This window comes from Zoogloea sp. (genome assembly GCF_044344315.1).
Lineage (GTDB): Bacteria > Pseudomonadota > Gammaproteobacteria > Burkholderiales > Rhodocyclaceae > Zoogloea.
In genome coordinates this window covers 19,493-33,147 of sequence record NZ_JBIJDC010000044.1, presented here as the reverse complement: position 1 = coordinate 33,147, position 13,655 = coordinate 19,493, and the positions used below count along the sequence as shown (strand labels likewise).

The following is a 13,655-nucleotide window of genomic DNA, read 5'->3' as shown; positions in this document are numbered from 1 at the left end:
TGGACGGCTGTCGAGGACATCATCTACGGCTGCGCCAACCAGGCCGGCGAAGACAACCGCAACGTGGCGCGCATGTCGGGCCTGCTGGCCGGGCTGCCCATCGAGGTGCCGGGCACCACGGTGAATCGCCTGTGCGGCTCCGGCATGGATGCGGTGGGCCTGGCGGCCCGCTCCATCAAGTCGGGTGAGACGGAGCTGATGATCGCCGGCGGCGTGGAGAGCATGTCCCGGGCGCCCTTTGTGATGGGCAAGGCCGAATCGGCCTTCTCGCGCCAGGCTGCGATCTACGACACCACCATCGGCTGGCGTTTCGTCAATCCGCTGATGAAGAAGCTCTACGAAGTCCACTCCATGCCGCAGACCGCGGACAACGTGGCCGCCGACTTCGGTATCTCCCGGGCCGACCAGGACGCCTTTGCCCTGCGTTCCCAGCAGCGCTGGGCCGCCGCCCACGAAGCCGGCCGCTTTGCCGACGAGCTGGTGCCGGTGGAGATCCCGCGCAAGAAGGGCGACCCTATCCTGTTCACCACCGACGAGCATCCGCGCCCCGACACCACCCTGGAGATGCTGGCCAAGCTCAAGGGCGTCAATGGCCCCGAGCTGACGGTAACGGCCGGCAATGCGTCGGGCGTCAATGACGGTGCCTGTGCGCTGCTGCTGGCCTCCGGGTCGGCCGTGGGCCAGTACGGCCTGACGCCGAAGGCGCGCGTGGTGGCCATGGCCACCGCCGGGGTGGCGCCGCGCATCATGGGTTTCGGCCCGGCGCCGGCGGTGCGCAAGGTGCTGGCCAAGGCCGGCCTGAGCCTGGACCAGATGGACGTCATCGAGCTTAACGAAGCCTTCGCCGCCCAGGGTCTCGCCGTGCTGCGCGACCTGGGCCTGGCCGACGACGACGCCCGGGTGAACCCCAATGGCGGCGCCATTGCCATGGGCCACCCCCTGGGCATGAGCGGTGCCCGCCTGGTCACCACCGCCCTGTACGAACTGCACCGCCGCGGTGGCCGCTATGCCCTGTGCACCATGTGCATCGGGGTGGGGCAGGGCATTGCAATGATCATCGAGCGTGTTTGAAGCACAACCATAAAGAGGAGACAAACCCATGAAGACCATGATGAAGAAGTTTGCCGTTGGCGCCGTGCTGGCCCTGGGCAGCCTGGCCGCGATTGCCAATGAGCCGATCAAGATCGGTTCCGTCCTGTCCGTCACCGGCCCGGCCGCCTTCCTGGGCGACCCCGAGCTGAAGACCCTGCAGCTCTACGTGGAAGACATCAACAAGAAGGGCGGCGTGCTGGGCCGTCAGCTGCAACTGGTGCACTACGACGACGGCAGTGACGCCAACAAGGCCAACGGCTTCGCCAAGCGCCTGCTCGACGACGACAAGGTGGACATCCTGGTCGGCGGCACCACCACCGGCGCCACCATGTCCATGGTGCCCCTGGCCGAGAAGTCCGGCACGCCCTTCATCTCCCTTGCTGGTGCCGTGGTGATCATCGAGCCGGTCAAGAAGTTCGTCTTCAAGACCCCCCACACTGACCGCATGGCCGCCGAGAAGGTCTTTGAAGACATGAAGAAGCGCGGCCTGACCAAGGTGGCCCTGTTGTCCGAGACCAGCGGTTTCGGCCAGTCCGGCAAGAAGGAAACCGAGCTGGTGGCCGGCAAGTACGGCGTGACCCTGGTGGCCAACGAGACCTACGGCCCCAAGGACACCGACATGAGCCCGCAGCTCACCAAGATCAAGAACGCCGCCGGCGTGCAGGCCGTCTTCGTGTTCGGTCTGGGCCAGGGCCCGGCCATCGTCACCAAGAACTACAAGCAGCTCGGCATCACGCTGCCCCTGTACCAGTCCCATGGTGTGGCCTCGGATGAGTTCCTGAAGCTCGCCGGCCCGGCTGCCGAAGGCGTGCGCCTGCCGTCCCCGGCCCAGCTGATCCCCGAGAAGCTCCCCGCCAATGACCCGCAGAAGCCTGTCGTGACCGCCTACGCCAAGGCCTACAAGGATCGCTACAAGGAGGATGTGTCCACCTTCGGTGGCTACGCCTACGACGGCCTGATGATCGCCGTGGATGCCATCAAGCGCGCCGGCGGTACCGACAAGGCCAAGGTCCGCGATGCCATCGAGGCGACCAAGGGCTTCATTGGTACCAGTGGCAAGTTCAACATGTCGCCCACCGACCATATGGGCCTCGACCTGTCCTCCTTCCGCATGCTGGAAGTGAAGGCCGGCGACTGGACCATCTCCCAGTAAGCCCCCGACAACAAGAAGGGTGCCCGCCGGCTGGCGGGTACCGGGAGAACAGCATGAGCAAGCTGGTAATCACGGAAGTCCACGGCAAGGTTGGGCTCATCCGCATCAACCGGCCCGAAGCCCTCAACGCCCTCAACAACGAGGTCGTGGATGGCATTGGTGCGGCAATCGACGGCTTTGAAGCCGACGAGAACATCGGGTGCATCGTCCTGACTGGCAACGAGAAGGCCTTCGCTGCGGGAGCCGACATCGGCTTCATGAAGGACTTCGACTACATGCACGCCTACAAGACCGACTTCATCACCCGCAACTGGGAGCGCATCAAGACCACCCGCAAGCCGGTGATCGCGGCGGTGGCGGGCTTTGCCCTGGGCGGCGGCTGCGAGATGGCGATGATGTGCGACATGATCTTCGCCGCCGATACGGCGAAGTTCGGTCAGCCGGAGATCCGCCTGGGCACCATGCCCGGCGCCGGCGGCACCCAGCGCCTGCCCCGTGCGGTGGGCAAGGCCAAGGCCATGGACCTGTGCCTCACTGCCCGCATGATGGACGCCGCCGAAGCCGAGAAGGCCGGCCTGGTGGCCCGCATCATCCCCGCCGAGCAGCTGCTGGAAGAAACGCTGAAAGCCGCCACCACCATCGCCGGCTTCTCCCTGCCGGTGGTCATGATGATCAAGGAATCGGTGAACCGCGCCAACGAAGGCCTGCTCTTCGAACGCCGGGTCTTCCACTCCGCCTTCGCCCTCGAAGACCAGAAGGAAGGCATGGCCGCCTTCGTCGAGAAGCGCAAGCCGGCTTTCCGGAACTGCTGAGGTCCCCATGGCAAGCCCTTACGAAACCCTGGAAATCGAACGCAGCGGCCGCGTGGCCACCCTGTGGATGAATCGCCCGGACGTCTTCAACGCCTTCAACGAGCAGCTCATCGCCGACCTGCACCAGGCCTGCGCCGAGGTGGACGCCGACGCCGGCGTGCGGGTGGTGGTGCTGGCCGGGCGGGGCAAGCACTTCTCCGCCGGCGCCGACCTCAACTGGATGAAGCGCGCCTCGGCCTACGGTGAAGCCGAGAACATGGCCGACGCCCGCCGCTTTGCCGGCATGCTGCGGGCCCTGTCGGACATGAACAAGCCGACCATCGCCCGTGTCCAGGGCGCAGCCCTGGGAGGCGGCACCGGGCTCGCCGCCGCCTGCGACATGGCGGTGGCCGCGGACAACGCCTCGTTCTCCACCTCGGAAGTGAAGTTCGGAATCATCCCCGCGGTGATCAGCCCCTACGTGCTGCGGGCCATCGGCCCGCGTCACGCCCTGCGCCTGTTCCAGAGCGCCGAGCGGATCGATGCCGCCCGTGCCCTGGAAATGGGGCTGGTGGGGGAGGTCGTCCCGGCGGACGCCCTCGACGCGGCAGTGGCTGCCCTGGCCGAGACCCTGGTGGCCGGCGCGCCCCAGGCCCAGAAGGCCGCCAAGGACCTGATCGCCGCCGTCAATGGGCGACCCATCGACGACGCGGTGAGCGAGGAGACGGCCAGCCGCATTGCCCGTCGGCGCGCCACCGATGAAGCCCGGGACGGCATCGCCGCCTTTCTTGAAAAACGTCCCCCGGCCTGGCTGCAATAAGCAGCGGGCGGATCTGTCCAACCTACACAGGAGAGACACCTCATGTATACCCAATCCTTCAGCGTGCCGGACAACGCCGGCCAGAAGAACGTGGCGGCCATCCCGTCCACCGAGAACGCGGAACTGATGGCGGCCTTTGACGCCCGCATCGACGCCGACGGCCGCATCGAGCCCCAGGACTGGATGCCCGATGCCTACCGCAAGACCCTGGTGCGTCAGATCAGCCAGCACGCCCACAGCGAGATCGTCGGCATGCTGCCCGAAGGCAACTGGATCTCCCGCGCCCCCAGCCTCAAGCGCAAGGCCATCCTGATCGCCAAGGTGCAGGACGAGGGCGGCCATGGCCTCTACCTCTATTCCGCCGCCGAGACCCTGGGCACCAGCCGTGACCAGATGCTCGAAGGCCTGCACTCCGGCAAGGCCAAGTACAGCTCGATCTTCAACTACCCGACCCTCAACTGGGCCGACGTGGGCGTGATCGGCTGGCTGGTGGACGGCGCGGCGATCATGAACCAGATCCCCCTGTGCCGCTGCTCCTATGGCCCGTACTCCCGCGCCATGGTGCGGGTGTGCAAGGAAGAGTCCTTCCACCAGCGCCAGGGCTACGAGGCCCTGCTGGTGATGATGCAGGGCACCGAAGCCCAGCGCGCCATGGTGCAGGATGCGGTGAACCGCTTGTGGTGGAAGTGCCTGGCCATGTTCGGGCCGCCCGACGCCGACAGCCCCAACAGTGCCCAGGGCATGCGCTGGGGCATCAAGCGCATCAGCAACGATGACCTGCGCCAGAAGTTCGTCGATGCCACCGTGCCCCAGGCCAAGGTGTTGGGCGTGACCCTGCCGGATCCGGACCTCAAGTGGAACGAAGAGCGCCAGCACTACGACTACGGCCAGATCGACTGGCAGGAGTTCTGGAACACCGTGGAAGGCAACGGCCCCTGCAACAAGGAGCGCCTCGCCACCCGCGTGAAGGCCCACAACGATGGCCAGTGGGTGCGCGACGCCGCCCTGGCCTACACCCGCAAACAACAACAACGCGCACAAAAGGAGGCAGCATGAACACCCCCGCACTCAAGGAATGGCCCCTCTGGGAAATCTTCGTCCGCAGCAAGCAGGGCCTCGAGCACAAGCACTGCGGCAGCCTGCACGCCGCTGATGCGGCCCAGGCCCTGCACATGGCGCGTGACGTGTACACCCGCCGCCAGGAAGGCGTGAGCATCTGGGTGCTGCCGTCCGCCGCCATCACTGCCAGCAACCCGGACGACAAGGGCGAGCTGTTCGATCCCGCCGCGGACAAGATCTACCGTCACCCGACCTTCTACGAAATCCCGGAAGAAGTGGGGCACATGTGATGAGCGCGCCTGTCGACTACCTCCTGCACCTGGCCGACAACGCCGTGGTGCTGGGCCAGCGCAACGCCGAATGGTGCGGCCACGGGCCCATCCTCGAGGAAGACATCGCCATGGGCAACGTCAGCCTCGACCATATCGGCCAGGCCCGGCTGCTCTATCAGCTGGCCGCCACCCGTATGGGCGGCGACGCCACCGAGGACAAGCTGGCCTACTTCCGCGACGAAACCCAGTTCCGCAATTACACCCTGCTGGAGCTGCCCCATAACGGCCCTCTGGTGGGTTACGCCGTGTCCGACCGGGACTACGCCACCACCGTCGTGCGCAACTTCCTCTACGGCGCCCTGATGGTGCTGGTTTGGGACGCGCTGGAGACGTCTCCCGACGCCGACCTGGCAGCCATCGCCGCCAAGTCCCTGAAGGAAGCGCGCTACCACCTGCACCACGCTGCCGACTGGCTGGTCCGCTTCGGTGACGGCACCGACGAATCCCATCAGCGCGCCCAGGCGGCGGTGGATCACCTCTTCCCCTACACCGAAGAGTTCTGGACCCCGAGCGTGCCCGAGGATGCGGCAGTGGCCGCCGGTGCCGGCGTTGATGTGCGCAGCCTGCGTGCCGCGTGGGACGCCATCGTCAACGAGACCCTGAACGAGGCCACCCTGGTGCGTCCGCAGGTTCGCGGCTACGTGCCCGAAGGCAAGCACGGGCGTCATTCCGAGCACCTGGGCTACCTGCTCGGCGAGATGCAGGGCCTGGCCCGCGCCCACCCGGGCGCCACCTGGTAAGGCCGAGACCATGAGCACAGTCGTGGAACAGGTCTGGGCGACCCTGGAGCATCTGACCGACCCGGAGATCCCGGTGGTGACCCTGCGCGAGCTGGGCATCCTCCGGGATGTCACCGAAACGCCGGACGGGGTGGAGGTGGTCATCACCCCCACCTATACCGGCTGCCCGGCGATGGGGCAGATCGAGGATGACGTCAGGGGGGCGCTGGACAAGGCCGGTATTGCGGCCCGCGTCATCACCCGTCTGGCCCCGGCCTGGACCACCGACTGGATCAGCGACGAGGCCAAGGAGAAGCTGCGCGTCTATGGCATCGCGCCACCGCACACCACCCGGCCGGACGTCAGTGTGGTCAAGTTCATGCGTCATCGCCCGGCGCCGGACGCGGTGGCCTGCCCGCGCTGCGGCTCCACCCACACCGTCGTCTCGTCCCAATTCGGGTCCACAGCCTGCAAGGCACTCTACAAGTGCCTCGACTGCCAGGAACCCTTCGACTATTTCAAGCCCTACTGACGCCCGTGAATAAATCTACTGCGCGTCCCGATCCTGCGATTCCGGTGCTCGCTGTACATCACGTACAGCTCCGTGCCTCGTCGCAGCCTCGGGCCTGCTCGCTACGATTTCTTCACGGGCTTTGCCGGGGCGGTGTTTCAGGAGTTTAAAAACGCCATGTCAGCACTCCGTTTTCAAGAACTTGCCGTCAAACGGGTCAGCCCCGAGGCGGCCGGCGCGGTGGCCATCACCCTCGCCATTCCCGAGGCCGAGCGTGAACGCTTTGCCTTCGAGCCAGGTCAGTTCCTGACCCTGCGCGCCACCATCAATGGCCAGGACGTGCGCCGCAGCTACTCCATCAGCAGCCCGCGCAGCCGCCTGGCCAAGGTGGGCGAACTGGAGGTCGGCATCCGCCCCGTGGAGGGCGGTGTCTTCTCCAACTGGGCGGCCACCTCGGTCAAGGCCGGTGACACCCTCCAGGTCATGCCGCCGGACGGCCGCTTCACCGTGCGGAAGAAGCGCGCCATCCATCGGGTTGGCTTCGCCGCCGGCTCCGGCATCACGCCCATCCTGTCGATTGCCGCCACCACCCTTGAGGAGCAGCCCGAGAGCAAATTCACCCTGGTCTATGGCAATCGCCGCATGTCCTCGGTGATGTTCAACGAAGCCCTGCAGGATCTGAAGGATCGCTACCGCGACCGGCTCACCCTGATCCACATCCTGTCCCGGCAGGCCCAGGAAGTGGACCTGCTGCAGGGGCGCATCGACGGCGACAAGGTCCGCGAGATCATCCGGGCCCTGCTGCCCGTGGGCTCCATGGACGAAGTCTTCATCTGCGGTCCGGATGAGATGATCTGCGCCACGGAGACCGCCCTGGTGGAGGCCGGTGTGCCCGCCGACCGTGTTCGTACCGAGCGCTTTACCGCCGGCCTGCCCGCCGGTGCCAAGCCGGTGGGTGCTGCCACGGCTGCCGCCAGCGCCGCCGCTGCGGCCAAGGACATCGCCCTCACCGTCATCCTCGACGGCAAGGAGCACGAGATCGCCATCGGTGCCGACGAGCATGTGCTCGACGCTGCCCTCAATGCCGGCCTCGACCTGCCCTTCTCCTGCAAGGCCGGCGTGTGCTGCACCTGCCGCGCCAAGGTGCTGGACGGCTCCGTGGTGATGGACAAGAACTTCACCCTGGAGGCCCCGGAGGTGAATCAGGGCTTTGTGCTGAGCTGCCAGGCCCGCGCCACCAGCAAGCGCCTGCTGGTGAGTTTCGACGAGCGCTGAGGGCGCGTCGTAGTCGAATGAATTCGCCCCCCCCGAGGCCAGGCCTCGGTGGGGTCGATTCCGTATGGGCGCTCTGACGGTGGCCGGAGGGGCGGTGGGGGCGACTTCAGTCGCCCGCGGGCTTCAATTAGGGGCATGCCGGTGATCGGGGCGCGGGTGGGCGACTGAAGTCGCCCCTACAGTCGCCCTTACGCGAGCGGCTGCATGGATTGTCAAACGACGCGTCAACCTGAGGAAATCAGATTCAATCGACCAACGCGCGGCCCGACATCAACGCCGTTTGGGTGGCTCCGCCTTGGCTTTGGCCGGTGGGGCAGGGGGCTTGCCCGCGTTCTTGCCCGGCTTTTCGGGTTTCTCCTGGCGAACGGGCTTGTCTGCCTTTTCGGGCTTGCCGGCCTTGGTGGCGGGGGCCGCCTTGGCGTTGCCCTTGGCTGAAGGCTTTTCACGCTCCTCGACAACCCGCTTGCCGGGCTTGCCCTTGTCAGCCTTCTCCGTTCTGTCGCGGGATGCGCTGCTGTCCTGCACCGTCACCTTGCGTTCCACCACCATCGGGCGGCCGTTCTTGCCTCGGACCACTGTGCGCTGGATCAGCGTGCGGGGTGGGGGAGGCGGTTCTACGGCGCCGGCCTGCGGCTTGGTGGGGATAAGATTGGACAGGGTGATGCGATCCCCCTCGCTCTCGGATGGCACGATCAGGGTGTAGCCGCTACCGATGCGGGCCCGGGGCGACAGGCCGTTGACCTGGCGCAGGCGAGTGGCGGAGATGCCGAGACGGTCGGCCGCGCCTTCCAGCCCTTCACCGTCACGCAGCGCGTAGGTGCGCCAGCTGGCGCTGGCCGGGTCGTGGCGGGACAGGTTGACCAGAAAGGCTTCTACCTTGCTCGCCGGAATCACCAGGGACTGGGAGCCGTTGGTGGGCAGCACCGGGCGCTTGTAGCCGGGGTTGAGGGCCAGGATCTCGTCCACCGAGGTTTCGGCCAGACGCGCGGCGGTGGCCAGGTCGAGGGCCACGCGGCTCTCCACGGTGACGAAGTAGGGCCGGTTGGGGATATGGGGCAGGTTGATGCCAAACAGCTCCGGCTGGGCCACGATGTTCTTGAGAGCCTGCAGCTTGGGGACGTAGTAGCGGGTTTCCCCCGGCATGTTGAGGTGCTGGTATTCGGTGGGCAGTCCGGCGGCCCGGTTCTTGACCACGGCCCGGCCCACGGCACCTTCACCCCAGTTGTAGGAGGCCAGGGCCAGGTGCCAGTCACCATGCATCTCGTAGATGGTCTGCAGGTAGTCGAGGGCGGCGTTGGTAGAGGCGATCACGTCACGGCGCTCGTCCACCCACCAGTTCTGCTCCAGGTTGTAGCTCTTGCCGGTAGACGGGATGAACTGCCACAGGCCGGAGGCCTGGGCCGAAGACAGGGCCATCGGGTTGAAGGCGCTTTCCACCATGGGCAGCAGGGCCAGCTCGGTGGGCATGCCGCGGCGCTCGAGCTCGTCAACGATGTGATAGAGGTAGCGCTGACCGCGGGTGAAGATCTGGCGCAGGGCACCGGGGCGGTTGATGTAGTAAATCTGCCTGTCGGTCACCAGGTCGGTGTTCAGGTCAGGCATCGAGAAGCCGCGGCGGATGCGTTCCCAGAGATCGTCGGGTTCGACGGTCAGGTCGATGGTGGGTACCCGGACGTGCTGCTCCCGGATCTCGAAGGCCTGGGGGGCCTGGAGGCCACCGGCTTCGCTCAACATGGGGGATGGGTCGAGGCGCAGGGGCGATTCTGCGGAATCGTCAGCCTGCAGGGCACCTGAAGCGAAAATGGACAGGAACAGCGCGATAACTCTCGGATACATCGGGCTTTGTCGCGCGAAAAGCAAAGGCGGGATTTTATCTGCCCATGCATGGGGGGGTCAAACCGGTAATCGATTCAAAAGACGACAAACGGTCCGAGTGCCACGCGGGGTGTTGCCTAGGCTCCGGATTGTGGCCCGAATGTGGCCCGAAACGACCCGCTGCTGCCCCTTTTGGGGCACAATCCGGCGCACAGCTGCGCGCCCGCCGTCAAACCCAGACATCGCATCGAGACCTTACGTGAAAGCCCTGTTGATCGAGGACACCCTGACGAGCGCGACCTTGGTGTCTCATCAGCTTCGCAAGATCGGCATTGAGCCAATTGTGGCCCGGGATGGCGAGAAGGGGATCGAGCAGTTCAAGCTTGAGCGCCCGGACGTTATCCTCCTCGACATCATCATGCCGGGCATGGATGGATTCGAGGTTGCCCGGCGCATTCGCCAGCTTGAGCAGGCCGGCGAGTGGACGCCGATCATCTTCCTGACAGCCCGCACCAGTGACGAAGACCTGGAAAAGGGTATTTCCGTCGGGGGGGATGACTACCTGATCAAGCCTGTCTCCGAGACCGTGCTGGCCGCCAAGGTGCGCGCCATGCAGCGCATCGCCCAGATGCGCTATTCGCTGCTGGTGCTGACCCGCAAGCTCGACGAGGCCAACCAGGAGCTCACCCGCCTGTCCTCCCTCGACGGCCTGACCTCCATTGCCAACCGGCGCCAGTTTGACGAAACCCTGTTGCGGGAGTGGCGCCGTGCCAGCCGCCAGCGCAAGCCCCTGGCCCTGCTGCTGTGCGATGTGGACAAGTTCAAGCAGTTCAACGACGGTTATGGTCACCAGGTGGGTGATGAGTGCCTGAAGGCCGTGGCCCGCACCCTGAGTCTGGTGCTGCGCCGCCCGGCCGACATGGTTGCCCGCTACGGAGGCGAGGAGTTTGCCGTGATCCTGCCGGATACCGACATCACCGGTGCCCTGCAGGTGGCAGAAGGCATGCGCTCGGCAGTGGAAGGCCTGCGCATCACCCACCGCTATGCCCGGGGGAGTGGCGTGGTGACGGTGAGTATTGGCGTGGCGTCGGTGATTCCCGAGCGCAACGAAGGGCTGTCTGCCGATCTGCTCAAGGCAGCTGATGACGCCCTTTACCAGGCCAAGGAAAGCGGCCGCAACCGCATCGCCGCCACGGCCGTCCGCATTCCTTCCTGATCAACCCGCTCTTCAGAAGCGGTTCTTCCATTCCCGCAGCGCTGCAAACACCTCTTCCGGCCCGCTCAGGCCACGCCCGGCCTGGGCTTCGGCCTGGCGGATGACTTCCGCTTCCCGGGTGCGCAGGAAAGGGTTGGAACGGCGCTCCCCGTCCAGCCGGAAGGGCACGGTCGGGCGCTCATCGGCACGCAGCGCTTGGCACAGGGCCATGCGCTCGGCAATCGCGCTGTTGTTGGGCTCGACGGCAGCAGCGAAGGCCAGGTTGGACATGGTGTATTCGTGGGTGCAATACACTTGGGTGTCGCCGGGCAGCTCGGCAAGCCGCTCCAGGGATGCGAAGAGCTGGGCCGGCGTGCCTTCGAAGATCCGGCCACAGCCGGCCGCGAACAGAGTGTCACCGCAGAATAGTGTGGGGGCCGCGTAGTAAGCCACGTGCCCGGCGGTATGGCCCGGAACGTCGATGACCTGGAAATCGGCGCCGGGCACCGACACCACGTCACCATTGCCCACCCGGCGGGTGATGGCCGGGATGGCCTCCCGGGCCGGGCCGTACACCGGAACCGGATGGGCGGCCAGCAGGGCGTCGATGCCGCCCACGTGGTCGGAATGGTGGTGAGTGATCAGAATGGCGCCCAGCGTGAGATCTTCGTCAGCCAGGTAGCGCAGTACCGGCGCGGCATCGCCCGGGTCTACAACCGTAGCGGTGCTACCGTTCCGGAGCAGCCAGATATAGTTATCGCGAAACGCGGGAAGAGGGATAATCTGCATCCGCTAATTGTAGCCGCTCTCCCGCCGTTCGCACTCCGATGTCACCTTCCGAGTCCTTCCCCGGTCTGCACGCCTGGCTCGATACGCCGCTGGGGCGCTACGTCATGGCCTGGGAGACGGAGCGCATCGATGCGCTGGTGGCTGATATCTTTGGCTACAACGCCGTGCAGCTTGGGCTGCCGGAGGCGGACTTCCTGCGCGCCAACCGGATGCCCCTGCGTCTGCGGGCCGGGGCGGGGGAGGTGAATCTGGAGACAGATCTCGAAGCCCTGCCTTTCGCTGCCAATAGCCTCGACCTGGTGGTGCTGCCCCATGTGCTGGAGTTCGCAGCTCACCCCCACCAGGTTTTGCGGGAGGTGGAGAGAGTCTTGGTGGCGGACGGCCACGTGGTCATCGCGGGGTTCAACCCCGTCAGCCTGTTTGGTTTGCGCCGCCGGCTGGCGCGGGAATGCGGCGCCTACCCGTGGCACGGGCAATACCTGAGCACCCGTCGCCTGAAGGACTGGCTGGCTCTGCTCAGCTTCGAGATTGGTGCCCAGCGCTCGGGCTGCTTCGTGCCCGCCATGGAGCAACAAAAATGGATAGACCGCCTGGGTTTGCTGGACAAGGTGGGCCCGCGCTGGTGGCCCATCGGCGGCGGTGTGTATGTGATTCATGCCATCAAACGGGTGCATGGCATGCGCCTGATCATGCCCAAATGGGACCGCAAGGCGCGGGCCCGGGCACTGGCGCCAATCATTCAGAGAACAGGGGGTGTCGCAGACAGTGGCCCCCGCAAAACCACAGACGAGAACGATTTTGGACGAGATTGACATCTATACCGACGGCGCCTGCTCCGGCAACCCGGGGCCCGGGGGCTGGGGCGCGCTCCTGCGTGCCGGCCCCCACGAGAAGGAACTGTGGGGCGGCGAGCCCGCCACCACCAACAACCGTATGGAGCTGCTGGCGGTGATCCGTGCCCTGGAGGCCATGAAGCGTCCGGTATCGGCGCGGGTACATACCGATTCCCAGTATGTGCAGAAGGGCATTTCGGAGTGGATCCACGGCTGGAAGGCGCGGGGCTGGAAGACCGCCTCCAAGGCCCCGGTAAAGAACGAAGACCTGTGGCGCGCCCTGGATGCGGAGGCCGCCCGGCACCAGATCAAGTGGCTGTGGGTGAAGGGCCACGCCGGCCATGTGGAGAATGAACGCGCCGACGCCCTGGCCCGGCGCGGTGTGGAGGCCGTCAGGAAGGCGGGCAGGGCCGTGGAATCGGAAGAGACGGCAGGAGTGAAGGCATGAGACAGATTGTTCTGGATACGGAAACCACCGGCCTGGACTGGAAGAGTGGCGACCGGGTGATTGAAATCGGCTGCGTCGAGCTGCTCGACCGCAAGCTCACCGGCCGGCATTACCACGTCTTCATCAACCCTCAGCGGGAGATCGACGCCGGCGCCATGGCTGTGCACGGCATCACCAACGAGTTCCTGGTGGACAAGCCGGTGTTCAAGGACATCGTCGAGGAGTTCGAGGCCTTCGTGGCCGGAGGCGAGCTGGTGATCCACAACGCGTCTTTCGACGTGGGCTTCCTCAACTACGAACTGGGCCTGCTGGGGCGCCCGGTACTCACCGCGATCTGCCCGTCGGTGATCGACACCCTGAAGCTGGCCAAGGAGCAGAACCCGGGCAAGAAGGCCTCCCTCAACGCCTTGTGTTCCCTCTACGAGATCGACAACACCCATCGGACCCTGCACGGCGCGCTCCTGGATGCCGAACTGCTGGCCGATGTGTACCTGGCCATGACCCGCGGCCAGGAGAGCCTGATCATGAGCCTGGACGAGCCCCCGCCCCAGATGGACGATGGCAGCGGCAGCGGCTTTGCCGAGCGGCCGCCACTGCGCGTGCTGCGCGCGCTGCCCGAGGAGCTGGAGGGCCACGAGCGGGTGCTGGGCGAGATCGCCAAGGCCAACAAGGGAAACTGCATGTGGATTCCCCCGGCGCCACCGCCGGCCGGCTGAATTTGAGGTGCCCCCCCGGGGCGGATTCATCCCGGGCACCCTTGCAGGTACGGTCTGGGGGGCGCTGGAGGGTCGACCTGTAGGGGCGACCTGTAGGGGCGACTTCA

At 66.1% G+C, this 13,655-nt stretch carries 15 protein-coding genes; 13 read left to right on the top strand and 2 right to left on the bottom strand.

The genetic code is table 11. The features are described from left to right. The 9 genes from pcaF to ACIQ09_RS11375 all read left to right on the top strand — a co-directional run. The coding region (gene pcaF, locus ACIQ09_RS11415; protein WP_398309466.1) for a 3-oxoadipyl-CoA thiolase at positions 1-1,071 on the top strand (1,071 nt) is incomplete at its 5' end. A gap of 28 nt (positions 1,072-1,099) precedes the next feature. After that, the gene (locus ACIQ09_RS11410; RefSeq protein WP_398309462.1) at positions 1,100-2,245 is read left to right on the top strand and encodes an ABC transporter substrate-binding protein; all 1,146 of its coding nucleotides are present in this window, start codon (positions 1,100-1,102) and stop codon (positions 2,243-2,245) included. A 53-nt stretch (positions 2,246-2,298) separates the two neighbouring features. Next, entirely contained in the window at positions 2,299-3,057 is a 759-nt protein-coding gene (locus ACIQ09_RS11405; RefSeq protein WP_398309459.1) for an enoyl-CoA hydratase, read from the top strand. Positions 3,058-3,064: 7 nt separating this feature from the next. Further along, entirely contained in the window at positions 3,065-3,856 is a 792-nt protein-coding gene (locus ACIQ09_RS11400) for an enoyl-CoA hydratase/isomerase family protein (protein ID WP_398309456.1), read from the top strand. A 42-nt stretch (positions 3,857-3,898) separates the two neighbouring features. After that, positions 3,899-4,912: a 1,2-phenylacetyl-CoA epoxidase subunit PaaA gene (paaA, locus tag ACIQ09_RS11395; protein WP_398309453.1), complete on the top strand. Its 1,014-nt coding sequence runs from the start codon at positions 3,899-3,901 to the stop codon at positions 4,910-4,912. Then, on the top strand, positions 4,909-5,205 hold the full coding sequence (paaB, locus tag ACIQ09_RS11390; protein ID WP_296568727.1) for a 1,2-phenylacetyl-CoA epoxidase subunit PaaB: 297 nt from the start codon (positions 4,909-4,911) through the stop codon (positions 5,203-5,205). Before paaA ends, paaB begins: the two co-directional genes overlap by 4 nt. After that, a complete protein-coding gene (gene paaC, locus ACIQ09_RS11385; protein ID WP_398309449.1) occupies positions 5,205-5,987 on the top strand; it encodes a 1,2-phenylacetyl-CoA epoxidase subunit PaaC in 783 nt (260 codons plus the stop codon). The genes paaB and paaC overlap by 1 nt, the downstream gene beginning before the upstream one ends. Positions 5,988-5,997: 10 nt before the next feature. Then, positions 5,998-6,498, top strand: coding sequence for a 1,2-phenylacetyl-CoA epoxidase subunit PaaD (gene paaD, locus ACIQ09_RS11380; protein WP_398309446.1), 501 nt, complete (start codon positions 5,998-6,000; stop codon positions 6,496-6,498). Between the two features lie 156 nt (positions 6,499-6,654). Then, positions 6,655-7,752: a 2Fe-2S iron-sulfur cluster-binding protein gene (locus ACIQ09_RS11375; protein ID WP_398309443.1), complete on the top strand. Its 1,098-nt coding sequence runs from the start codon at positions 6,655-6,657 to the stop codon at positions 7,750-7,752. A 270-nt stretch (positions 7,753-8,022) separates the two neighbouring features. Here the strand turns inward: ACIQ09_RS11375 and ACIQ09_RS11370 are convergent, their stop codons facing one another. Beyond that, positions 8,023-9,588 (bottom strand): transglycosylase SLT domain-containing protein, encoded by a 1,566-nt coding sequence (locus ACIQ09_RS11370; RefSeq protein ID WP_398309440.1) that lies wholly within the window; start codon positions 9,586-9,588, stop codon positions 8,023-8,025. A 238-nt stretch (positions 9,589-9,826) separates the two neighbouring features. Between ACIQ09_RS11370 and ACIQ09_RS11365 the strand changes: the two genes are divergently transcribed. Then, positions 9,827-10,783 carry a diguanylate cyclase gene (locus ACIQ09_RS11365; RefSeq protein ID WP_398309437.1) on the top strand — a complete coding sequence of 319 codons (957 nt, stop codon included), beginning with the start codon at positions 9,827-9,829 and terminating at the stop codon, positions 10,781-10,783. A gap of 12 nt (positions 10,784-10,795) precedes the next feature. On the opposite strand, the gene gloB is transcribed toward ACIQ09_RS11365, so the two are convergent. Beyond that, a complete protein-coding gene (gene gloB, locus ACIQ09_RS11360) occupies positions 10,796-11,551 on the bottom strand; it encodes a hydroxyacylglutathione hydrolase (RefSeq protein ID WP_398309434.1) in 756 nt (251 codons plus the stop codon). A 38-nt stretch (positions 11,552-11,589) separates the two neighbouring features. Between gloB and ACIQ09_RS11355 the strand changes: the two genes are divergently transcribed. From ACIQ09_RS11355 to dnaQ, 3 genes are read left to right on the top strand one after another with little or no spacing between them, the layout of a single operon-like run. Then, the gene (locus ACIQ09_RS11355; RefSeq protein ID WP_398309431.1) at positions 11,590-12,363 is read left to right on the top strand and encodes a class I SAM-dependent methyltransferase; all 774 of its coding nucleotides are present in this window, start codon (positions 11,590-11,592) and stop codon (positions 12,361-12,363) included. After that, positions 12,350-12,832, top strand: a complete 483-nt coding sequence (rnhA, locus tag ACIQ09_RS11350) for a ribonuclease HI (protein ID WP_398309428.1) — start codon at positions 12,350-12,352, stop codon at positions 12,830-12,832. The genes ACIQ09_RS11355 and rnhA overlap by 14 nt, the downstream gene beginning before the upstream one ends. Beyond that, on the top strand, positions 12,829-13,548 hold the full coding sequence (gene dnaQ, locus ACIQ09_RS11345) for a DNA polymerase III subunit epsilon (RefSeq protein WP_398309425.1): 720 nt from the start codon (positions 12,829-12,831) through the stop codon (positions 13,546-13,548). The genes rnhA and dnaQ overlap by 4 nt, the downstream gene beginning before the upstream one ends. Positions 13,549-13,655 lie beyond the last annotated feature (107 nt).